Below are 20,640 nucleotides of genomic sequence, written 5' to 3'. Positions count from 1 at the left end.
ATGATCTTTCCCTTGGAACAGAGTGGCGGCGAATCAAGCGGCCGTGTTGGTCGGCAGCGGCTGATTCAGCGGCTGTTCGTGGTGATAGCGCCCGGTGTGCAGCGACGAAGGCCCGAGTCGCGCGTACTTGAACATCAGCATGATTTCGATGATGAACAGCACCGTGTAGAACACGACGAAGCCGGCAATGCTCAGGTACAGATCGCTTGGCTTAAGGCTCGAGGCTGACAATGCGGTCGGCAGAATGCCGGCGATGGTCCACGGTTGACGGCCCACTTCAGCAACGATCCAACCGAATTCAGCCGCGAGCCACGGCAACGGAATCGCCCACACGGCCCAACGCAGGAACCAGCGGCGCTTCTCCAGCAGCAGGGAGCGCTGCGCACAGAACCAGAACGCCAGCACGAAGGTTGCAAGGAACAGGATGCCGAGGCCGACCATCAGGCGGAACGAGAAGAATACGGGTGCCACTGGCGGAATCGTCTTCTTGGCGGCCTGCACGATCTGATCCGGCGTCGCATCCGTGACGTTCGGGGTGAACTGCTTGAGCATCAGGCCGTAGCCGAGGTCCGCCTTGTGGGCGTCGAAGGCGGCTTTGGCTTCGTCCGTGGCGTCGCCTAGCTTCAACTGTTGCAGCGCGGCGTAGGCGAGCATGCCGTTCTTGATGCGCACTTCGTTCTGTGCCATCAGGTCTTTCAAGCCGATCACCGGTTCGTCGATCGAACGCGTGGCAATGAGACCGAGCGCATACGGGATGCGGATCGCATAGTCGGTGCGTTCTTCCTTCTGGTTCGGAATGCCGATGATCGTGAACGGTGCGGGTGCGGGCGCGGTTTCCCATTCGGATTCGATTGCGGCCAGCTTGACCTGCTGAACTTCGCCGGTGCGGTAGCCGGATTCGTCGCCGAGCACAATCACACACAACGTTGATGCGAGACCGAAGCCTGCGGCGATCGCGAACGAGCGCAGGGCGAATTCGGTGTCGCGACGCTTCAGCAGATACCACGACGACACGCCCAGCACGAACATCGAGGCGGTCACATAACCGGCCGATACGGTGTGCACAAACTTCACCTGCGCGACCGGATTGAACAGCACCGAGAAGATGCTGTCGAGTTCCATGCGCATGGTCTGATAGTTGAAAGTGGCGCCAACCGGATTGTTCATCCAGCCGTTGGCCACCAGAATCCACAGCGCCGACAGGTTCGAGCCGAGTGCGACGAGGAACGTGACGATCACGTGCTGCACTCTCGAGAGCCGGTTCCATCCGAAGAAGAACAGGCCGACGAACGTCGACTCGAGGAAGAACGCCATCAGACCTTCCACGGCCAGTGGCACGCCGAAAATGTCGCCGACATAGTGCGAGTAGTACGACCAGTTGGTGCCGAACTGGAATTCCAGCGTGAGACCGGTGGTGACGCCCATCGCAAAGTTGATGCCGAACAGCTTGCCCCAGAACTGGGTCATGTCCTTGTAGATCTGTTTGCCGGTCATCACATAGACGGACTCCATGATGACCAGCAGCCAGGACAAACCGAGCGTGAGCGGCACGAACAGAAAGTGATAAAGCGCCGTGATGGCGAACTGGAGGCGCGACAGTTCTACGACTTCGCTAACGGGCATGTTGATCACCTTGGGACGGATGCGAGGCAGGCGTGGACAGCAACGCCTGCGCGACTTGCTCAGGCGGCAGCGACATATGCTCCGCCTGCGGATGATTGAAGAAGGTGTACTTGAGCGCCATCAGCAGTGCGAATTTGATGGCAAGGACGATGGCGATATCCCGCGCCAGCGTCGGACCGCGCACCCAGACGGCGAGCCGTTTGCGCAGGCTCGGGCGAGGGTTGCTATGGCGATTCAGGGCGATGGTCATGATCGGTCGAAGGCGACTTCACACCGGCGAATCCGGCGGGATCCAGGCCGCCTGAGCGGTCTGGCGAGTGCATCCCGATTCTAGGAGCAGTGACCTTGCGGGCGTGAGCTCGGCGCTGCGGCATTGGGTCGCGAGCCTCGCCCCGTTTGGACAGTATTGCTACGGGGTTTGTGATACGTCAAGAAACGCGTGTTTGGCGAGAATGTTCTTGAGCGGCTGCCGCGTGGGTCTGCGATTGGGCGCATGTGTCGTTCAGTGGACACAAAAAAGCCCTGCCCTCTTGCGAGGGCAGGGCTCTGCGACTAAGCAGCGCGCGCCGGGCGAACGCCGGCGCGACCAAAGCTTTTAAGTGTTACGCATACTCGGTCAATGCGCCGCGCATTTTCTTCATTGCGCTCGCTTCGATCTGGCGAATACGTTCGGCCGACACGCCGAACTCGTCGGCCAGTTCGTGCAGCGTGGAACCGCCCGAACCGTCGTCTTCCACCTTCAGCCAGCGTGCCTCGATGATGCGGCGGCTGCGGGCGTCCAGTGCATCCAGCGCACTCGCGATACCGTCGCTCTGCAGCTTGTCGCGCTGACGCGAAGCCAGCACGGCAGTCGGCTCGCTATGCGAGTCGGCAAGGTAGGCGATTGGTGCGTACGACTCTTCGCCGTCTTCGACCTGACCTTCCAGCGCAATATCGCCGCCGGACAAGCGCGTTTCCATCTCGGAAACTTCCTCGCGCTTCACATTCAGCTCTTTGGCGAGACCTTCGATCTCGTCCGGCGTGAACGCGCCCAAGCCTTGCTTGTGACTGCGCAGGTTGAAAAACAGCTTGCGCTGCGCTTTGGTAGTGGCAACCTTCACCATCCGCCAGTTACGCAGAATGTATTCGTGGATCTCAGCCTTGATCCAGTGCATGGCGTACGACACGAGGCGCACGTTCTGCTCCGGGTCGAAGCGCTTCACGGCCTTCATCAGGCCGATATTGCCTTCCTGGATCAGGTCGGCATGCGGCAGTCCATAACCCAGATAATTGCGCGCGATCGATACGACCAGCCGCAGGTGCGACAGGACGAGACGGCGCGCGGACTCGAGGTTGTCCTGCTCGCGAAATTCGGTGGCGAACTGGCGTTCTTCCGCCGGCGTCAGCATCGGAATCCGATTTACGGCCTGGATGTAGGCGTCGATATTGCCCAGTTGACCGGGCAGCAGCGAGGAATGCGAGAGCGCCAGTGCACCTGCCGAAGCGGCCTTAGCCGACGACGGGCTCAGAGTACTCGGAAGGGTCATTGCATGGCTCACGTAGGAAACTCCTTTGGAATCAGACAAAAGCGTATTCAGGTAAACGACTCCAGCGTTGGATGTTAGCACTCTGATTTGCCGAGTGCTAATACTTAGAGGCCGTAGGGGCATCCAAGTTCCGTAAATTCCTATTGAAAATTAGGTTCTGATAGCCAGCCGATGCCGGTTGTATCTAACGCGCGCGCATCGTAGAAGTTACCTAACAATTTGCTTTCAATCATATAAGTGACCGATTTTTTCAAAAATCGGCGTGACTAATTGCGGAAATTAAGATTTCTTCAGATGATCCACGAATTTCCGAATGTCATTAGAATAGGCGCAACAGTGAGAAGGTAATCAACGTTCGGCTAGCTCGGGTGTTCGATGAACAACAAAAAAAACGCTTTGCGTGGTCTGGCTCTAAAAGGGACCTGCGCGGCTGTGCTGGTTAGCGCTTCCGGGTTGGCCGCGGCCGACCAGTTCGGCGTCCAGTTTGGGGTCGGTACCGGTGACCATCACTTTAAAAAATACGATCTCGGCTTCGTCTGGGATCCGAATCTGACGTGGGGGCAGATCGGCGACTGGCACTTTGCGCTGATCGGCGAGGCGCATGCGGCCTGGTGGCACACCGACGAGGCGAACGTCCACCAAAACATCGGGGAATTCGGCGTGACGCCGATTATCCGCTTCATCAAGGGTACGGGCGCGGTCCGTCCATTTATCGAAGCGGGGGCGGGTGTGCGCCTGTTGACGAGTCCCACGGTCTCGACCGACTACACCTACTCCACGGCGTTCCAGTTCACGCCCATGGCGGGTGTGGGCGTGCAACTCGGCAGCCACCTGCAGTATCAGGCGGGCTATCGCTTCCAGCATATTTCCAACGGCGGTATCAAAGAGCCCAATCCTGGTATAAATTTCCACCAGCTATATTTGCAATATAACTTCTGACGACCGTGGTCACGTTCGGCTCGTCGGTGCGAGGGGCTGAGCAATGGCGGCAAAGATAATCGAAGCGATTCGCGGGCTCGAGCGAGAGCGCTTCCGTGCGATGGTCGACGGCGACGGGCAGTCGCTCGATACGCTGCTCGCGGACAACGTGAGCTATGTCCACACGAACGGCAAGCGTGAAACGAAGCGGCAGTTCATCGACGGTATTACTGCTGGGCGCCGTCGCTATCGGCAGATCGAGGTGCAGTCGCAGGAGGTGCTGCCGGTGGGGCGTGAGACTTGCGTCGTCACCGGGCGCGCGCTGATCGAAATGGAGGCGAACAATGGGGCGCTGCTGTTTCCGATCGCGTACACGGCGATTCATACGCAGGAAGACGGGCAATGGCGTCTGATCGCCTGGCAGGCGACGCGTTGCGCGATCGAGTGAGCCTTTTGAGCTCACTCCGGTTCGCCAGTTGCGCTGGGTAAGCGCCTTATCAGTCCCTTGTGAGCGCTTGGACGGCGCAAGCAGGCGATTGCAGGGCTAATGCTGAAGTTGCCGTCGGCCAGGTTTGGGCCGGGTTTGGCCTGGCGGGCGTCGATGCAGTCGCGCTGGCACGACGAGCGCGGCTCAAACTGCGCGGGGTTGCACCGGCGCCGCCACTTCAAGTCCTCCGCGCAGCTGTGCTGCCAAACTTCTCAAGCAGCCACGCGCAGCTGATCCTCTCCACGCAGCCACGCGCGGCAGAACTTCGCGCTGCAGAACTTCTCAAGCAGCTACGCGCTGCAGATCCTCATCGCTCCACGCGGGTTGCTTTGCCGCCTCGCCCGCATACGGATGCCGCGGATGCACCGGAATCTGGTTGCAGCGCTCGACGACGCGCCGCGCCGCATCGATATTGGAGAAATCGAGGCCCGGATCGACCCCCTGCGTGTGAAGATTCATCGCAACCGTGACGAGGTCCGCATTGCCGGTGCGCTCGCCGTTGCCGAACAGACATCCTTCGACGCGATCCGCGCCCGCCAGCAGCGCCAGTTCCGCTGCGGCCACCGCCGTGCCGCGATCATTATGCGGATGCACCGACAGCACGATGCTGTCGCGATAGCTGAGATTGCGGTCCATCCATTCGATCTGGTCGGCGAACACGTTGGGTGTGGCGGCCTCGACGCTCGCGGGCAAGTTGACGATCATCTTGTGATCGCGCGTGGGCCGCCACGTCTGCGCCACCGCGTCGCATACTTCGCGCGCATACGGAAGCTCGGTCGTGTTGAAGGTTTCGGGCGAGTACTGGAACGTCCAGTGGGTATCGGGCCGTGCCTGAGCGTGCTCCTTGATGATGCGTGTGCCTTCCACGGCCAGCGCCTTGATTTCGTCCTTCGACTGGTTGAAGACGATCTTGCGAAACGACGGGCAGATCGCGTTGTACAAGTGCACGATGGCGCGCGGCGCGCCCTCCAGCGATTCGAACGTCCGCGCAATCAATTCCGCGCGTGAGGGCACGAACACTGCGATCGTCACGTCGTCGGGAATGCGCTTTTCTTCGATCAGTTTGCGGACGAAATCGAAATCGGTTTGCGAGGCCGACGGGAAGCCCACTTCGATTTCCTTGAAGCCGATCGCGACCAGCACCTCGAAGAATTCGAGCTTTTGCACGGCATTCATCGATTCGATGAGTGCCTGATTCCCATCACGCAGATCGGTACTCATCCAGATCGGCGCCTGGCTGATCGTGCGGCTCGGCCATTTGCGGCCGGTCAGACGCACAGCGGGAAAAGGGCGGTATTTTTCAGCGGGATTGCGCAACATGATGAGCCTCGTTCGTTGTGTCGTATGCGAAAGGATGTGGCCTCGAGCGGCTGGCGGGCTGCCACGGATGCACGGCGCGCCAGCCGGTGGCTAGCGGCAACAACGAACGGGCGCGAACGAACAACGTCGTGGTGACGGCGAGAACGAACGTGGATGAAGCCCGTGCAACGTGCATATGATCCCTCGCGCTTCGTCCGAACGGTAAACGGACGAATGCAAACGACTACAGGTTGTGAAGAACTACGGTTGGGGGTGAAACGGGAACTGCGGAACTGCTTTGAGGACCACGCGTTGGGCAACTAATCAGGCTGCCACGCGCAGCGCCACGTCTGACTTACGCCAGGCGTAGCGATAGTGGCCGCGCAAGGCGGCCGGAGGTAATTCGGAGAATGTTCGGAAGGGAACGCATGGGTCGAATGTATGACGGCTGACTGTGGCGTGTCAACCCGCAACCGTCATATTCGGCGCGGGCGTGCATGGCCGCGGGCGCGGTCTTGCACTTACGCCGGGCCGGCCATACGGGCGTCATAGGGGCGTTTTGGCGATGTCGACGATCAACTGTACTTGTCGCTCGATCGCGCTCGGCACGGGCGCTTCGCCGCGTAGCACAGCGCTGATCCACGCGGCCGTGGTGGGGGCGTCGCGTGCTTCGGGCAAGTCGACCTCGGGCGCGTCGGACGACGAGCGCTCGTGCGGCACGCGCGTTTCGCAGATGCCGTCGTGCAGCCAGTCGACTTGCACCTGGCGCCGCGTGTCGGCTACCGCTTCGCCTTCGGTGCCGCGCGCGAGCAGGGCGCCACCTGCTGCGGCGTCCGGGTGCGTGTTGAACAGTTGTGTGAGGCTGTCACGATACGGCGGATGTGTGTAATTCACGAGCCGCAGCCCCGCAGGCGCGAACGGTTGCAGGATTTTCACGAGCGTATGCGTTGAATTGCGCACGCCCATTCGCCGGCGCAGCGAAAGGAGGCGCGCGAGCTTCGGTGCGAGGACCTCGATCGGCGCGAACGCAAGACGCCGCTCGGCGAGACCGTCTTCGATATCGGCGTGCGATTGCGCGTGCGGGATCTGCAAATGGGTGAAGATTTCGGCGCTCGTCACGCGGCCCGGATCTTCAGTGACGCCATGGACCAGCACCGGCACCCCCTCGCGTGCCAGCAGTAGCGCGAGCAGTGGCACCAGGTTCGGCTGTTTGCGCGCGCCGTTGTACGTGGGTATCGACACGGGCCGAAACGCCGCGTGCGGCAAGTGAATCGGTTCGAACGACGCATGCGCGCCGGCCAGCATCGCGGCGAGTTCATTGGCTGTTTCGCCCTTCACGCGATACGCGAGCAGTATCGCGCCGAGTTCGAGATCGGACACGCGGCCCTCGAGCATCGCGGTGTAGAGCGCGCGCGTATCTTCGGCGGTCAGCGCGCGGGCGCCGTTCGGGCCGCGGCCGATTTCCTTGATATAACGGGCGCAGGGGAAAGGATTGGCGGTGTCGGCGGAGTCAGTCATCGGGCGCAGTGGGGACGGGGGTGGCGCGCCGCTTCTGGGGCAGTCGGCCACGGTATTCAAAGGGCTATTCGGTGTGAGTATCGCATCTATGGCGGTCCCCCGGTCCGGCGATCCAGCGGTCCAGCGGTCCGACCCTCCAGCGATCTGGCGATTCGACGCTACAACGTTCCAACGCTCCGAGACGCCGGTGATCCGCTGGTCCAGTGGTCCAGTGGTCCAGCGATCCAGCGATCCAGCGATCCAGCGGTCCAGCGAGACGATGCGCCAGGGCCGCCGGTTCACGCGCTCCTGTACCGATCGGCTGCACCGCGCTTTTCTGCGCGTTACACTCGACGCTTTATCGCCGCGCGAGCGCGGCACAATTGAGAAAAACGGAGAACCGGATGAGTTACGTATTTGCACCCACACCAGTCGTCGCGGTGCCGGTGGTGGGGTCCAGCGAGCAATTCGCGGTGCGTCGCATCTATTGCGTGGGCCGCAACTACGAGGCGCACGCGCGCGAGATGGGGCACGATCCCGACCGTGAACCGCCGTTCTTCTTCACCAAGCCAGCCGACGCCGTGCTGTACGTCGCGCCTGGCGCGACTGGAGAATTTCCTTATCCGTCGCAATCGAAGAACGTCCACTTCGAGATGGAACTGGTAGCGGCGATCGGCAAAGGCGGCAAGAACATTCCGGCGGAAAGCGCGCTTGACCACGTCTACGGCTATGCGCTCGGGCTCGACATGACGCGCCGCGATCTGCAGGCCGAAGCGAAGAAGCTGGGCCGTCCCTGGGACACCGCGAAGGGCTTCGATCACTCGGCGCCGCTCGGCCCGATTCATCCGGTTACGACGATCGGCCACGTCGGCAAGGGCGCGATCTGGTTGTCGGTGAACGGTGAGGAAAAACAGAGCTCGGACGTGTCACAACTGATCTGGTCTGTGGCCGAGACAGTCGCCTATCTGTCGACGCTATTTGAACTGCAACCGGGCGATCTGATTTTCACCGGGACACCGGAGGGCGTTGGCGCTGTGGTGCAGGGCGACCTCATGAAGGGCGGCGTGGACGGGCTTGGTGAGTTCAGCGTACGCGTCGTCTGAAGCGCGCACGGAGGAGACACACAACATGAAGCTTTACAGCTATTTTCGCAGCTCGGCATCCTATCGTGTGCGCATCGCGCTGAACCTGAAGAATCTGCCTTACGACTACGTGCCGGTGCACCTCGTGCGCGACGGCGGCGAGCAACTGAAGCCGGAGTATCGCAAGGTGAACGCGGACGGCATCGTGCCCACGTTGGTCGATGGCAGTGAAGTGATGCCGCAGTCGCTCGCGATCATCGAGTATCTGGAGGAAATGCATCCCGAGCCGCCGCTCTTGCCCGGCTCGCCGGCCGAGCGCGCTTATGTACGCTCGGTAGCGTTGCAGGTGGCGTGCGAGATTCATCCGCTGAACAATCTGCGCGTGCTGAAGTACCTGAAGCACACGCTGCGCGTCGACGACGACGCGAAAGACGCGTGGTACAAGCATTGGGTCGAGATGGGCTTTGCGACGCTCGAGGCGCATCTGGCAGGCGATCACCGTACCGGCAAGCTGTGCTTTGGCGACACGCCGACATTGGCCGACGCCTGTCTGATTCCGCAGGTGTTCAACGCGCAGCGCTTCAAGGTCGACACGGCGAAGTTTCCGACGATTCAGCGCATCTACGATCACGCGATGCAACTCGACGCGTTCGCGCGTGCGGCGCCTGGCGTGCAGCCGGACGCCGAATGACGCGCGTAGCTTAATGAAGCAAGGGCGCTCCGTGAACCGCCCCCCAAAGGTTGGATCGATATCCGACTTTGCAGGGGCAGTTCACCGCGGAGCGCCCTTGTTGCCTGTCTGGCCTGGATACGTTGCTGGGTTCAACCGCCCAGCAACGCGTCCGAAAACTCTTCCGCGCTGAACGGCTGCAAGTCCTCCACTTTTTCGCCGACGCCGATGAAGTACACCGGAATCGGCCGCTGCCGCGCGATCGCCGCGAGAATGCCACCCTTCGCCGTGCCGTCGAGCTTGGTGACGATCAGGCCGGTGAGGCCGAGCGCGTCGTCGAAGGCTTTCACTTGCGCGAGGGCGTTCTGGCCGGTGTTGGCGTCGATCACGAGCAGCACTTCATGCGGTGCGCCGTCCTGCGCCTTGCCGATCACGCGCTTCACCTTGCGCAGCTCTTCCATCAGATGCAGTTGGGTCGGCAGACGGCCGGCGGTATCTGCCATCATCACGTCGATCTTGCGGGCACGCGCGGCGCCCACCGCGTCGAAAATCACGGCTGCCGGGTCGCCGCTTTCCTGCGACACGACCGTCACGTTGTTGCGCTGGCCCCAGATTGCGAGTTGCTCGCGCGCGGCGGCGCGGAACGTATCACCCGCAGCCAGCAACACCGACTGCTCAAAGCTTTGCAGATGCTTGGCGAGCTTACCGATGCTGGTGGTCTTGCCCGCACCGTTGACACCCGCGATCATCATGACCAGCGGTTGCGCGCGGCCAAGCATCAGCGATTTTTCCAGCGGCTTGAGCAGGTCGATCAGCAGCGTGCGCAGCGCCGTCTTCACCTGCTGAGGATCGGTGAGACGCTCGGCGCGCACTTTCTCGCGCAGCGATTCGAGCAGGAATTCGGTGGCTTCGACGCCCGCATCCGACATCAGCAGCGCGGTTTCGAGTTCTTCGTACAGATCCTCGTCGATTTTCGCGCCGACGAAAATTCCGGTCAGGCTCGAACTCGTTTTCGACAGGCCGGTCTTCAGGCGAGTGAGCCAGGAGCGCTTCGCGCTCGCGTCCTGCATAGGCGGTGGGACGATTTCGACGGCTTCGAGCGCGGGTTCTTCGGCTTCGGGTTGGCTTGCGGGCAGCGTGGCTGCCGGCGGCGGCTCGGCGTTCACTGGCGCAACCGGCCGCGGCGCCGACGGCGCGACGGGCGTTACTGGCGCCTCAACGGCCGGTTCTGGCGCCAAGGCTTCTGGCGCGGTCTGCGATTCTTCTGGCGCGTTATCGGACTCTTTCGAACCCTTGAATCGTTTGAAAAAGCTGAACATGATCTGGCATGGTGAGAGCGCGCGCCGATGCGCGCAGCCGGGACAAGCCCGTGGGAGCGGCAGGCAGCGTTGCGATGCGGGATGCAAGGCGCTGGAAGCCGCACATTTTATCAGGCGCGCCGCCGCCCGTCGTATTGGCCGAACGGCCAGGCTGGACGCCGTGCGCCCCTGTGGTAACGTTGGCGCTCCGGCCCGCACGCATTGGCGTCGCGGGCGCACTTATAACGTAATCGAAACCGCATGCCCCGTTCTGCTCCTTCCCGCGCTCACGGCGCTTCGTCCAAAGGCGGCAAGCCGCACGCCATTCGTATCATCGGCGGTGACTGGAAGCGCACGCCGCTGCCTGTACTCGACCTCGACGGCCTGCGCCCCACGCCCGACCGCGTGCGCGAAACGCTGTTCAACTGGCTTGGCCAACGGCTGGACGGGCAGCGCTGCCTCGATCTGTTCGCCGGCAGCGGCGCGCTTGGCTTCGAGGCCGCCTCACGCGGCGCGGCGCGGGTGTTGATGGTCGAGCGCAATGCGCGGGCCGCCGGCCAATTGCGCGCGAACCAGGAACGCCTGTCGGCGCGTACGATCGAAATCGTGGAAGCCGACGGCCTGCGCCTCGCGGCAAGTCTCCCACCAGGATCGTTCGACGTGGTTTTCCTCGATCCGCCGTTTGGCGACGATCTGCTCGACAGGGCGCTCGCGCTGGCCGTGCCGCTGCTGAGCCCGGCAGGTTATTTGTATGTGGAAGCGGGCGCTGCGCTCGCACTGGATGGGAGCGAGACCCTCGCCGGCTGGGAAATCGTGCGGCAAGGCAAGGCGGGTGCTGTCCACTTTCATTTGCTGCAACGCGAAAATAAGGAATAATGCGCGTTCAAAACAAGCAGCGGGCGGGTTGCCGTCACGCGTGCGGTCGGTGCCAAATGCGTCGCGTGGACGCTTTGACGTGCCCCTTTGTCTGAAGAGAGGAGAAGTCTCATGGTAGTCGCCGTGTACCCGGGCACGTTCGACCCGCTGACGCGCGGTCACGAAGACCTCGTTCGACGCGCGTCGAGCATTTTCGACACGCTGGTGGTGGGCGTTGCCGACAGCCGCAACAAGAAGCCGTTCTTCACGCTGGAGGAGCGTCTCGACATCGCTCATGAAGTACTCGGGCACTACCCGAACGTTCAGGTGATGAGCTTTAAAGGGCTATTGAAAGACTTCGTCCGCACCAATAACGCACGAGTGATCGTGCGGGGCCTGCGCGCTGTCTCGGACTTCGAATATGAGTTCCAGATGGCCGGCATGAATCGCTATTTGTTGCCGGACGTCGAAACCATGTTCATGACGCCGTCCGACCAATACCAGTTCATCTCCGGCACCATCGTGCGTGAAATCGCGCAACTGGGTGGCGACGTCAGCAAGTTCGTGTTCCCGTCGGTCGAAAAACGGCTGAAAGAGAAGGTTGCTGCAATGGATTCGAATGACGGTGTTTCGGCGGGGCAACCGTAACCGGCGTAAACTGTCGGTTCGACGGATCAAAGTCGGCCTCGGCCGGCGCGAAGTGAGAGAAGTATGGCCTTGATGATTACCGACGAGTGCATCAATTGCGATGTGTGCGAGCCCGAGTGCCCAAACGACGCGATTTCGATGGGCCCGGAAATCTACGTGATCGATCCAAAGAAATGCACCGAGTGTGTCGGCCATTTCGATGAGCCCCAGTGTATTCAGGTGTGCCCCGTTGAGTGCATTCCGCGTGACCCCGAGTATCTGGAAACGGCGGATGGTTTGATGGCGAAGTACCACGCGCTGCAGGCAGCGAAGAGCGTTTGATCTGGAAGTGCCAGCGCTTCAGACTGCAAAGAGCACGTGGGATTTAACGACGGTGAACGGCGAGACGCGTGCCTCGCCGTTTTCTTTTGGTGCAGCGCTTTTGTGTTGCGCGTGCGATTTTCCGCTCGTTATCCGGCGTAAGCGCTGAAAATGTCGCGCAGCGCATCCAGCAGAAGGTCGCATTCGGCGTCGGTACCGACCGAGATTCGCAGATGCTGGTCGATTCGCGCCGCCTTGAAATGGCGCACGAAGATTTCCTTCTCCCTTAGCCGCGCCACAAGCATCGCTGCATCGTAGCCTTCATGGCGTGCGAACAGCAGATTCGCCGCCGACGGCACCACCTCGAAGCCCATTGCCGTCAAGCCTGCCGCCAGCCGTTCACGGCTCGCCATCACCTTGGCGCAACTGTCGCGGAACCACGCATCGTCCTCGTATGCCGCGACGGCCGCGACTTGCGCCAGACGGTCGAGCGGATATGAGTTGAAGCTGTCCTTGACGCGGGTCAGTGCGTCGATCAATTCCGGATTGCCGAACGCGAAGCCGACGCGCATGCCGGCCAGCGAACGCGACTTTGATACCGTTTGGATCACCAGCAGGTTGGGGTAGCGGTCGATCAGCGCGATCGCCGATTCGGCGCCGAAGTCGACATAGGCCTCATCGATTACCACGACCGATTCGGTGTTTCTAGCCAGCAGACGCTCGATTTCGCCGAGCGGCAGTGGCCGTCCAGTTGGCGCATTCGGGTTGGGGAACAGTACGCCGCCGTTGGGCGCCGTGTAGTCGTCGACATTGATCGCGAAGCTGTCGTCGAGTGCGATGGTCCTATAGTCGACTTCAAAGAGCCGCGCGTAGGTCGGATAGAAGCTGTACGTGATATCCGGGAATAGCAACGGTTTGTCGTGCTTGAGCAATGCCTGGAAGGTGAGCGCGAGCACTTCGTCCGAGCCGTTGCCGGCAAACACCTGCTCCGGGCGAATGCCGTGGTACGCAGCGACCGTTTCGCGCAACTTGCGCGCCGTCGGATCCGGATAGCGTCGCAGCGACTCGCCCGTGGCGCCCAATTCCTGCCTAATCGCTTCGAGCACGCGCGGTGACGGCGGATAGGGATTCTCGTTGGTGTTCAGCTTCACCGGATGCGCGGCCACGGGCTGCTCGCCCGGTACATAAGGCGTCAGACGGTGAATGATGTCACTCCAGTAGCGGCTCAAGCGATTCTCCTGTCGATGGCGAAACGGCGAAACGGCGAAACGGCGAAACGGCGAAACGGCGAAACGGCGAAACGGCGAAACGGCGAAACGGCGAAACGGCGAAACGGCGAAACGGCGAAATGGCGAAATGGCGAAATGGCGAAATGGCGAAATGGCGAAACGGGCGCGTAGGGCCGCTCAGGGATTGCGATGCAGTTGCATCATCGCCCGTTCAAGCTCGCCTTTGATGATCTGCGGCATCACGGCCAAAGCACGTTCGACCGACGCGTCGATCACATCCTGTTCTTCCCGCCGCGGCGGTTTCAGCACGTAATTGGCGACGTCCGGCTTGGCGCCGGCGCGCACGCTTTCGGGAATCAGATCCCGCGGATGGCCGATGCCGATCCGCAGCCGCCAATACTGTTGCGACGACAGATGCGCGGTGATGTCCTTCAGCCCGTTATGGCCGCCGCTGCCGCCACCGAGCTTCAACTTGACGCTGCCGGGCGGCATATCGAGTTCGTCGTGCGCGACCAGAATTTCGTCCGGAAGAATCTTGAAGAACTGCGCGACCGCCACGACCGACTGCCCCGAGCGGTTCATATACGTCTGCGGTTCCAGCAGATGCACTTCTTCGCCGTGAAGCCGGGCCTTCGCGTAGAAGCCGTGAAAGCGCCGCTCATCGCGCAGCGTCGTGGCCGCTTCGCGCGCCAGTTGATCGACTAGCCAGAAGCCGGCATTGTGACGTGTCGCGGTGTATTCGGCGCCCGGATTGCCGAGCCCGACGATCAGCTTGATCATGATTGCGTAGGTCCATCTGGCCCGGGCGCCAAACGCGGCCGAGCCGAAAAAACCGAAAAAAAACCCGCCGGGGCGAACCTCGGCGGGTCACATCGACCGTTTCATTGGAACGGATCGAGAGGATTGCTCGCTCAGTGCAGCTTAGGCAGCCGGCGTTTCGCCTTCGCCTGCAGCAGCAGCGTCGCCTTCAGCGATTGCGCCAGCCGGGATCGTTGCAGCTGCGATGACCGGGTTTTCTGCTTCAACGTGAGCAACCAGTGCAACGCCTGCCGGCAGGACGATGTCCTTAGCGTGCAGCGAGTGACCGGCTTCGATCTTCGCGAGGTCGACTTCGAGGAATTCCGGCAGTGCCGACGGCAGGCACTCGATTTCGATTTCGTTGAGGACGTGCGAGATCACCGCGCTCGACAGCTTCACTGCCGGGTTGGTTTCCTGGTTCATGAAGTGCAGCGGCACCTTGGTGTGCAGCTTCTTCTTCGCGTCGACACGTTGGAAGTCCACGTGCAGGACGAGCTGACGGAACGGATGGTATTGCACGTCGCGCAGCAGAACCTGTTGCGACTTGCCTGCCACTTCCAGTTCGAGGATCGACGAGTGGAAAACTTCTTTCTTCAGCGCGTGCCAAAGTGCGTTGTGGTCCAGTTCGACCAATTGCGTTTCAGCACCAGCGCCATATACGATGCCCGGGGTCTTGCCCGAGATACGCAGGCGGCGGCTCGCACCCGTACCTTGCAAAGAACGCTCGAAAGCGACTACTTTCATGTTGAATCTCCAATGCACTGCCCGCGACCAGGCAGTAAAAACGGGGCCTCCAAGCCGTTACGGCTGAGGCCCCAGAGCGATGGCACGAACCTTCGTTCGTTCATGCCAATTGTGCGAAAGCGCAGCGTGCGGTACTGCAACGCACGCCGCGCTTTCGCAAATACTTAACTATCAGCGAACAGCGACATCACCGAATCGCCGCGGCGAATCCGCGAGAACGTTTCGGCAAGCAGGCCCGCGCTGGTCAACGAACGGATCTTGGCGCACGAGCGGGCTTCTTCGCCGAGCGGGATCGTATCGGTGACAACGAGTTCGTCGAGTGCCGAAGCTGCAATACGTTCGCCCGCACCGCCCGACAGAACCGGGTGGGTAGCATAAGCGAACACCTGCTTCGCACCGCGTTCCTTCAAAACCTGAGCTGCCTTGCAAAGCGTGCCTGCGGTGTCGACCATGTCGTCCATGATCACGCAGGTGCGGCCTTCGACTTCACCAATGATGTTCATCACTTCGGCAACGTTCGCCTTCGGGCGGCGTTTGTCGATGATCGCGAGATCGCAATTCAGTTGCTTGGCCAATGCACGGGCACGCACCACGCCGCCGACGTCCGGCGAAACGACCAGCAGATTCTCGTAGTTTTGCTTGCGCAGATCGCCGAGCAGCACGGGCGTTGCGTAGATATTGTCGACCGGGATGTCGAAGAAGCCTTGAATCTGATCGGCGTGCAGATCCATCGTAATGATCCGCTCGACACCGGCGATTTCCAGCATGTTCGCCACGACCTTCGCCGAGATAGCAACGCGCGCCGAACGCGGGCGCCGATCTTGACGGGCATAGCCGAAGTAGGGAATGGCTGCGGTGATCCGGCCAGCGGATGCGCGCTTGAGCGCATCAACCATGATCATCAATTCCATCAGGGCGTCATTCGCCGGCGCGCAAGTGGACTGCAGGACGAACACATCCTTGCCACGCACGTTTTCCTGAATCTCGACCTGGATTTCACCGTCCGAGAAACGGCTAACCATTGCTTTGCCGAGGGGAATACCGAGAATTTTGACGACTTCCTGTGCAAGCGCGGGATTTGCGTTGCCAGTAAAAACCATCAGGCCGTCATGGCTGCTCATCGTGCACCTACTTCAAGCTGGGGGGGCGAGGGAAATGCGAGAATTTTTGGCAGGGGAGGAAGGAGTCGAACCTTCGAATGCCGGAATCAAAATCCGGTGCCTTAACCAACTTGGCGACTCCCCTACACTAACTTTGAGCTTCACCGAACGAGGGAACGTTCGACGACGCAAAACTTATGACGCGAAAGCAAAGAGTGGATGCTGATCGAGACTTGCAGTCACTGCGCTGTTCCATTCGCCGGGCAGTTTGGCTTGCGCCGCTTCTGCTTCAGCTTTACTACGAAACGCTGCAAATACGCTTGCACCTGATCCAGACATCCGCGCTGGCGCGATGTCTTCAAACCATCGCAGCACTTGCGCTACTTCCGCGTATTTTCCCACGACAACCTGCTGCATGTCATTGCGACCAAAACTTTCTGGCCATCCAGTGTTGCAGCTAAGTTCTGCAGGAAAGTCCGTAATTATGAGGGGTTTCGAATCTCTTGTCAACGTTTTTTCGGAGAAAATCGCTGCAGTCGGAACATGAACCCTCGGCGTCACTACTAGGAAATGGCGCGGCGGCAATTGTACAACGTCTAAAGCTTCCCCAACACCCTGTGCGAACGCATTTTTCCCAAAAATAAAAAACGGCACATCCGCACCGAGCTTCAGTGCCAGCGCCTGCAATTCCAGTCGCGGCAGATCGAGCTTCCATAGACGGTTCAGCGCGAGCAGCGTGGTGGCCGCATCGGAGCTGCCGCCGCCGAGGCCCGCGCCCATCGGCAGGCGCTTCTCGATTTCGATATCGACGCCTTCGGGCGAGCCTGTATGCGCCTTCAGGAGTGTCGCTGCACGCACGGTGAGGTCGTGCTCCGGCGGCACGTCGGCGATCTCGGTGCTGCGCGTGATGAGGCCGTCGTCGCGCCGCTTGAAGTGCAGGGTGTCGCCCCAGTCGAGCAACTGGAAGACGGTTTGCAGCGTGTGATAGCCATCTGGCCGACGGCCGGTGATATGCAGGAAGAGGTTGAGTTTTGCTGGCGCGAGGCAATCGCGCAGCGAATCGGTGGTTTCAATCATGAGTCGGGGCTACATGCGCCATGGTGGCGCCGAAGAAGCGGCAAGGGTTGCGCGAACGGACGCGACTACGGGTCCAGCTACTGAACCAACGACTACTGATCGAGCACGAGCTTGATGTCGAGCGGCGGTTCGGAGCGGCTCAGGTTGACGCGTTTTACGCCGGTGGCCGGCGCGTCGGCATAGGCCAGGTAATCGATCGTCCAGCCGTCCTGCGTGATCTGTTTCAGACGGGAGGGCTGTTCCGGATCCTTCTCGGTTTTGGCGCGCGAAGTGGGCGCCGGCGACGGCTGCAGCCAGTAACGCAACCCCTCGACCGGCAGCGCGAAGCCAAGCGCGTTCTGCATCAGCGTGGAGACATTGTCGGCGGTGAGCGGCTGACGGTTCGGCAATTCGAGCGTGGCCGAAGCCGATGACGAAGTCACGATCGCCAGTGTCTGACCGAGCGGATTGCGCAATTGCAGAGTGACGGTATCACCCGTTTCCTGCCACGTGAAGTTGCCATAGGCATTGCGCTGCTGCCCGTTCTGATCGTTGTACTGGATCGCGAAACGACCTTGATAAGCGCGCGTGGTTTGTGCAGTGACGGCTGTCGCCGCATTCGATGTGGACGGTCCCTGCGGCTTCACCGATGCACAACCGGCCAACGCGACAACCGCTGCCGCTACGAATCCGAGCGCCGCGCCACGCGGCGCCCGGGGATAGGAGATCAAGCGGGAAAGACGCATCAAAGATCGTTCACCTGAAGACGTTGGAGCGTTTTAACAAGCGTGTCGTTGTCGGGTTCGAGCTTGCGCGCGTCGCGGAAAGCGGCGCGCGCCTGATCCTGGGCACCGGTCTTCCACAACACTTCGCCGAGATGCGCGCCGATTTCGGCGTTCGGCTGAATGTCGTACGCTTTGCGCAGCAGCTTGATTGCATCCGTGGTGTCGCCCATCCGGTACTTGACCCAGCCGACGCTGTCCATGATGAACGCGTCGTTCGGCGCCAGCGACGAGGCTTTCTCGACCAGCTTGTCCGCTTCCGGCAGGCGCTGATTGCGATCGGCCAGCGAATAGCCGAGCGCGTTATAAGCCTGCGGGTTGTCCGGCTGCGTCTGGATCAACTTGCGCAGTTGCGCTTCCATGACATCGTAATGGCCGGTCTTCTCGGCCGCCATGGCGTAGTCGTAGGTGAGATCGGGATCGTCGGGGAAAGCCGCCGTTGCTTGTTGCAGGCGTGTTTCCGCCTCGGCGTAGCGCTTTGCGTCGAACAGAATGGCCGCGTCGGTGCGCACGATCAGCGCCTGGTCGCGCGGATCGGGCGCTTGCAAGTTTGCCAGCAGCTTGCGCGCGTCGTCGGTCTTGCCCTGCTTGGCGAGCAATTGGGCGCGCGTAATCTGCGCCGGCAGGAATTGCTGGCTCGAAGGCGTTACCTTGTTCAGCCAGTCGTTAGCCGCCGCTTCGTTCTTCTGTTCGAGTGATAGTTGCGCAAGATAGATATACGCCTGGCCCGGATCGGCGCCCGGCGTTTTCTCGGCTTGCTGCGCGTACTGGGTGAGGTAGGTTTGCGCGTCGTTGAAATTCTTCTGCTGGATCTTGATCAGCGCGAGCGCCATCAGCGGCGTGAGGTCCGCCGCGTTGTTCTTGTGCATGATCTCGAATTGCTTCTGCGCGTCGTCCAGGCGGTCGCTCGCGAGGTACATCTGCGCGAGCGCGAGACGTGCGTCATGCGATTTCGGATTCTGCTGCACGTACTTTTCGAGCGACGCGATGCCTTCCTTGCGCTCCTCCGGGCCCATCTGCGAGAGCATCAGCGCGGCCGGCAGATAGTCAGGCTTGAGCGTAAGCGCCTGTTCGAGCGATTTGCGCGCGCCCGGCGCGTCGTCCGAAACGAGCTGCTGGCGCGCGATGGCCAGTTGCGCTTCCGGGCGGTTCAGGTCGTTCTTCAGCAGGTCTTGCAATACATGCAAGCCGCCGATCCGGTTCGGGCCGCGCGAGAGCAGCAACTGCAGCGCCAGCATCGCGCTGCCGCGATTGTCGGCAGGGACTGTTGCGAGTTCGCGGGCGAGGATCGGCGCGGCGTCGTCGGGCTTGCCGGACAGCACGAGCAGCGAGGCGTCGAGTTGCGCGGCGCGTTCCGAATTCGGCGCATACTGCTGCCACAATTGCGCGGCGGCTAAAGCGTCCGACGGGCTTTGCGCAGCCAGCGCGATTTCCGTGGCGCGTTGCGCCATACGCGGATCGTGCGTGTCGCGCGCGAGCGCAAGGTAGGTCTGGTAGGCAGGCGCCGGCTGGTCGCGTTGCAGGGCGACTTCAGCGGCGAGCACCTGAAATACGATCTGGCTGGACAGCGGCACGCCCGGCAGAGACTTCTGGTCTTCTGCCGACGCTGGGCCGAGCGGGTCCGGCAGGGTGACGGACGTGTCATCCGAGTCCGGCGATGGGTCCTGCGCGTGCGCGGGCATGGCAGCCAGCGCCCAGACGGCGAGTGCGGCGGCACCGAGCAGGCGACGAGCGGACACGGCGCGTGGCACGCGGGATGCGCTAGCCGGGCGCTTCGAAAACAGCTTCACGAAGGACAAGTTCATGGAAATCCGTTCAATGTTTCGGACGATTGTAACGCGCTCGCTACAATAAGCGCACAACCACTCACGCAAGTTGCAGACCAGTTAGACATGCCAGAGTTGCCAGAAGTTGAGGTTACCCGAAGAGGGATCGAACCGTATGTGTCCGGCCGCAAGGTTGAACGCGTCGATGTGCGTACGCCCGCGTTACGTTGGCCAATTCCAGCGGACCTTGCGAAAACCTTGCGCGGCAGCGTGGTACGTAAGGTTGAGCGGCGGGGCAAGTACCTGCTGTTCGAAATCGACGCCGGCTGGTTCATCGTGCATCTCGGCATGACCGGCACGCTGCGTGTGCTGCGCCACGTGCCGCATCCGCCGGCCGCGGCGAAACACGATCACGTCGACTGGATCTTCGACGAATTCATTTTGCGCTATCGCGATCCGCGGCGCTTTGGCGCGGTGCTGTGGCACCCCCGTGAAGCCGGCGACGTGCTCGAGCATCCGCTGCTCGCGGGCCTCGGTGTCGAGCCGTTTTCGCCGGCATTTTCCGGTGCATTGATGCACCGGCTCACGCGCGGTCGCAAGGTGTCGGTGAAACAGGCCCTCCTGGCGGGGGAAATCGTGGTCGGCGTGGGCAATATCTACGCCTCCGAAAGCCTGTTTCGCGCCGGGATCCGTCCTGCCACCGCGGCGGGCCGGGTCTCGCTCGTGCGTTACGATTTGCTGGCGGACGCGGTGCGCGTCACGCTCGCCGCAGCGATCGAGAAGGGCGGCAGCACGCTGCGCGATTTCGTCGGCAGTGATGGCGAAAGCGGTTATTTCCAGCTCGACTATTTCGTCTATGATCGCGCGGGGCTGCCATGCCGCGTGTGTGGAACGCCGATCAAACAGATCGTGCAGGGGCAGCGTTCTACTTATTTCTGTCCCACCTGTCAGCGCTAAATCTT

The 20,640-nt window shown here is 61.5% G+C and carries 20 protein-coding genes, 1 tRNA gene and 1 pseudogene; 8 read left to right on the top strand and 14 right to left on the bottom strand.

Features of this window, described 5'->3' with window-relative positions:
- Positions 1-33: 33 nt before the first annotated feature.
- The 3 genes from P0D84_RS18320 to rpoH all read right to left on the bottom strand — a co-directional run bounded on the left by P0D84_RS18320 (position 34) and on the right by rpoH (position 3,161).
- Complete coding sequence (locus tag P0D84_RS18320; protein ID WP_408338631.1) at positions 34-1,623, bottom strand: cytochrome ubiquinol oxidase subunit I; 1,590 nt, start codon at positions 1,621-1,623, stop codon at positions 34-36.
- On the bottom strand, positions 1,613-1,873 hold the full coding sequence (cydP, locus tag P0D84_RS18315) for a cytochrome oxidase putative small subunit CydP (protein WP_408338629.1): 261 nt from the start codon (positions 1,871-1,873) through the stop codon (positions 1,613-1,615). The genes P0D84_RS18320 and cydP overlap by 11 nt, the downstream gene beginning before the upstream one ends.
- Before the next feature lie 352 nt (positions 1,874-2,225).
- A complete protein-coding gene (rpoH, locus tag P0D84_RS18310; RefSeq protein ID WP_007179432.1) occupies positions 2,226-3,161 on the bottom strand; it encodes an RNA polymerase sigma factor RpoH in 936 nt (311 codons plus the stop codon).
- A 363-nt stretch (positions 3,162-3,524) separates the two neighbouring features.
- Between rpoH and P0D84_RS18305 the strand changes: the two genes are divergently transcribed.
- Entirely contained in the window at positions 3,525-4,088 is a 564-nt protein-coding gene (locus P0D84_RS18305) for an acyloxyacyl hydrolase (protein WP_408338627.1), read from the top strand.
- Between the two features lie 43 nt (positions 4,089-4,131).
- Positions 4,132-4,515, top strand: coding sequence for a nuclear transport factor 2 family protein (locus P0D84_RS18300; RefSeq protein WP_074285529.1), 384 nt, complete (start codon positions 4,132-4,134; stop codon positions 4,513-4,515).
- Between the two features lie 375 nt (positions 4,516-4,890).
- Here the strand turns inward: P0D84_RS18300 and P0D84_RS18295 are convergent.
- Positions 4,891-5,874, bottom strand: a pseudogene (locus P0D84_RS18295) (2-isopropylmalate synthase); the annotation flags it as partial.
- Between the two features lie 525 nt (positions 5,875-6,399).
- Entirely contained in the window at positions 6,400-7,371 is a 972-nt protein-coding gene (gene ybiB / locus P0D84_RS18290; protein WP_408338625.1) for a DNA-binding protein YbiB, read from the bottom strand.
- A gap of 383 nt (positions 7,372-7,754) precedes the next feature.
- On the opposite strand from ybiB, the gene P0D84_RS18285 reads away from it, so the two are divergent.
- Entirely contained in the window at positions 7,755-8,453 is a 699-nt protein-coding gene (locus tag P0D84_RS18285) for a fumarylacetoacetate hydrolase family protein (protein WP_408338623.1), read from the top strand.
- A 25-nt stretch (positions 8,454-8,478) separates the two neighbouring features.
- Positions 8,479-9,123, top strand: a complete 645-nt coding sequence (gene maiA, locus P0D84_RS18280) for a maleylacetoacetate isomerase (RefSeq protein WP_408338621.1) — start codon at positions 8,479-8,481, stop codon at positions 9,121-9,123.
- A gap of 131 nt (positions 9,124-9,254) precedes the next feature.
- Here the strand turns inward: maiA and ftsY are convergent, their stop codons facing one another.
- A complete protein-coding gene (ftsY, locus tag P0D84_RS18275) occupies positions 9,255-10,421 on the bottom strand; it encodes a signal recognition particle-docking protein FtsY (RefSeq protein WP_408338619.1) in 1,167 nt (388 codons plus the stop codon).
- 240 nt (positions 10,422-10,661) lie between these two features.
- Between ftsY and rsmD the strand changes: the two genes are divergently transcribed.
- The 3 genes from rsmD to P0D84_RS18260 all read left to right on the top strand — a co-directional run bounded on the left by rsmD (position 10,662) and on the right by P0D84_RS18260 (position 12,224).
- Positions 10,662-11,276: a 16S rRNA (guanine(966)-N(2))-methyltransferase RsmD gene (rsmD, locus tag P0D84_RS18270; RefSeq protein WP_408338617.1), complete on the top strand. Its 615-nt coding sequence runs from the start codon at positions 10,662-10,664 to the stop codon at positions 11,274-11,276.
- A 111-nt stretch (positions 11,277-11,387) separates the two neighbouring features.
- Entirely contained in the window at positions 11,388-11,903 is a 516-nt protein-coding gene (gene coaD / locus P0D84_RS18265; RefSeq protein WP_408338615.1) for a pantetheine-phosphate adenylyltransferase, read from the top strand.
- A gap of 63 nt (positions 11,904-11,966) precedes the next feature.
- Positions 11,967-12,224, top strand: a complete 258-nt coding sequence (locus tag P0D84_RS18260; RefSeq protein ID WP_408338613.1) for a YfhL family 4Fe-4S dicluster ferredoxin — start codon at positions 11,967-11,969, stop codon at positions 12,222-12,224.
- A gap of 128 nt (positions 12,225-12,352) precedes the next feature.
- On the opposite strand, the gene hisC is transcribed toward P0D84_RS18260, so the two are convergent.
- The 8 genes from hisC to P0D84_RS18220 all read right to left on the bottom strand — a co-directional run bounded on the left by hisC (position 12,353) and on the right by P0D84_RS18220 (position 19,717).
- Positions 12,353-13,432 (bottom strand): histidinol-phosphate transaminase, encoded by a 1,080-nt coding sequence (hisC, locus tag P0D84_RS18255; RefSeq protein ID WP_408338611.1) that lies wholly within the window; start codon positions 13,430-13,432, stop codon positions 12,353-12,355.
- 177 nt (positions 13,433-13,609) lie between these two features.
- Complete coding sequence (gene pth, locus P0D84_RS18250) at positions 13,610-14,212, bottom strand: aminoacyl-tRNA hydrolase (RefSeq protein WP_408338609.1); 603 nt, start codon at positions 14,210-14,212, stop codon at positions 13,610-13,612.
- Between the two features lie 141 nt (positions 14,213-14,353).
- The gene (locus P0D84_RS18245) at positions 14,354-14,974 is read right to left on the bottom strand and encodes a 50S ribosomal protein L25/general stress protein Ctc (RefSeq protein ID WP_408338607.1); all 621 of its coding nucleotides are present in this window, start codon (positions 14,972-14,974) and stop codon (positions 14,354-14,356) included.
- 164 nt (positions 14,975-15,138) lie between these two features.
- Positions 15,139-16,095 (bottom strand): ribose-phosphate pyrophosphokinase, encoded by a 957-nt coding sequence (locus tag P0D84_RS18240; protein WP_323046202.1) that lies wholly within the window; start codon positions 16,093-16,095, stop codon positions 15,139-15,141.
- A gap of 47 nt (positions 16,096-16,142) precedes the next feature.
- Positions 16,143-16,219 (bottom strand) — tRNA-Gln (locus tag P0D84_RS18235).
- A gap of 50 nt (positions 16,220-16,269) precedes the next feature.
- On the bottom strand, positions 16,270-17,151 hold the full coding sequence (gene ispE / locus P0D84_RS18230) for a 4-(cytidine 5'-diphospho)-2-C-methyl-D-erythritol kinase (protein ID WP_408338604.1): 882 nt from the start codon (positions 17,149-17,151) through the stop codon (positions 16,270-16,272).
- Between the two features lie 92 nt (positions 17,152-17,243).
- Complete coding sequence (lolB, locus tag P0D84_RS18225; RefSeq protein ID WP_408338602.1) at positions 17,244-17,876, bottom strand: lipoprotein insertase outer membrane protein LolB; 633 nt, start codon at positions 17,874-17,876, stop codon at positions 17,244-17,246.
- Positions 17,876-19,717 (bottom strand): tetratricopeptide repeat protein, encoded by a 1,842-nt coding sequence (locus P0D84_RS18220; RefSeq protein ID WP_408338600.1) that lies wholly within the window; start codon positions 19,715-19,717, stop codon positions 17,876-17,878. Before P0D84_RS18220 ends, lolB begins: the two co-directional genes overlap by 1 nt.
- 87 nt (positions 19,718-19,804) lie before the next feature.
- Between P0D84_RS18220 and mutM the strand changes: the two genes are divergently transcribed.
- Positions 19,805-20,635 carry a bifunctional DNA-formamidopyrimidine glycosylase/DNA-(apurinic or apyrimidinic site) lyase gene (gene mutM / locus P0D84_RS18215; RefSeq protein WP_408338598.1) on the top strand — a complete coding sequence of 277 codons (831 nt, stop codon included), beginning with the start codon at positions 19,805-19,807 and terminating at the stop codon, positions 20,633-20,635.
- The last annotated feature ends 5 nt before the right edge of the window (positions 20,636-20,640 follow it).

Origin of the sequence: Paraburkholderia sp. RL17-337-BIB-A (genome assembly GCF_046025895.1) — a bacterium.
GTDB lineage: Bacteria > Pseudomonadota > Gammaproteobacteria > Burkholderiales > Burkholderiaceae > Paraburkholderia > Paraburkholderia fungorum_C.
This window is presented reverse-complemented; position numbering and strand designations above follow the sequence as displayed.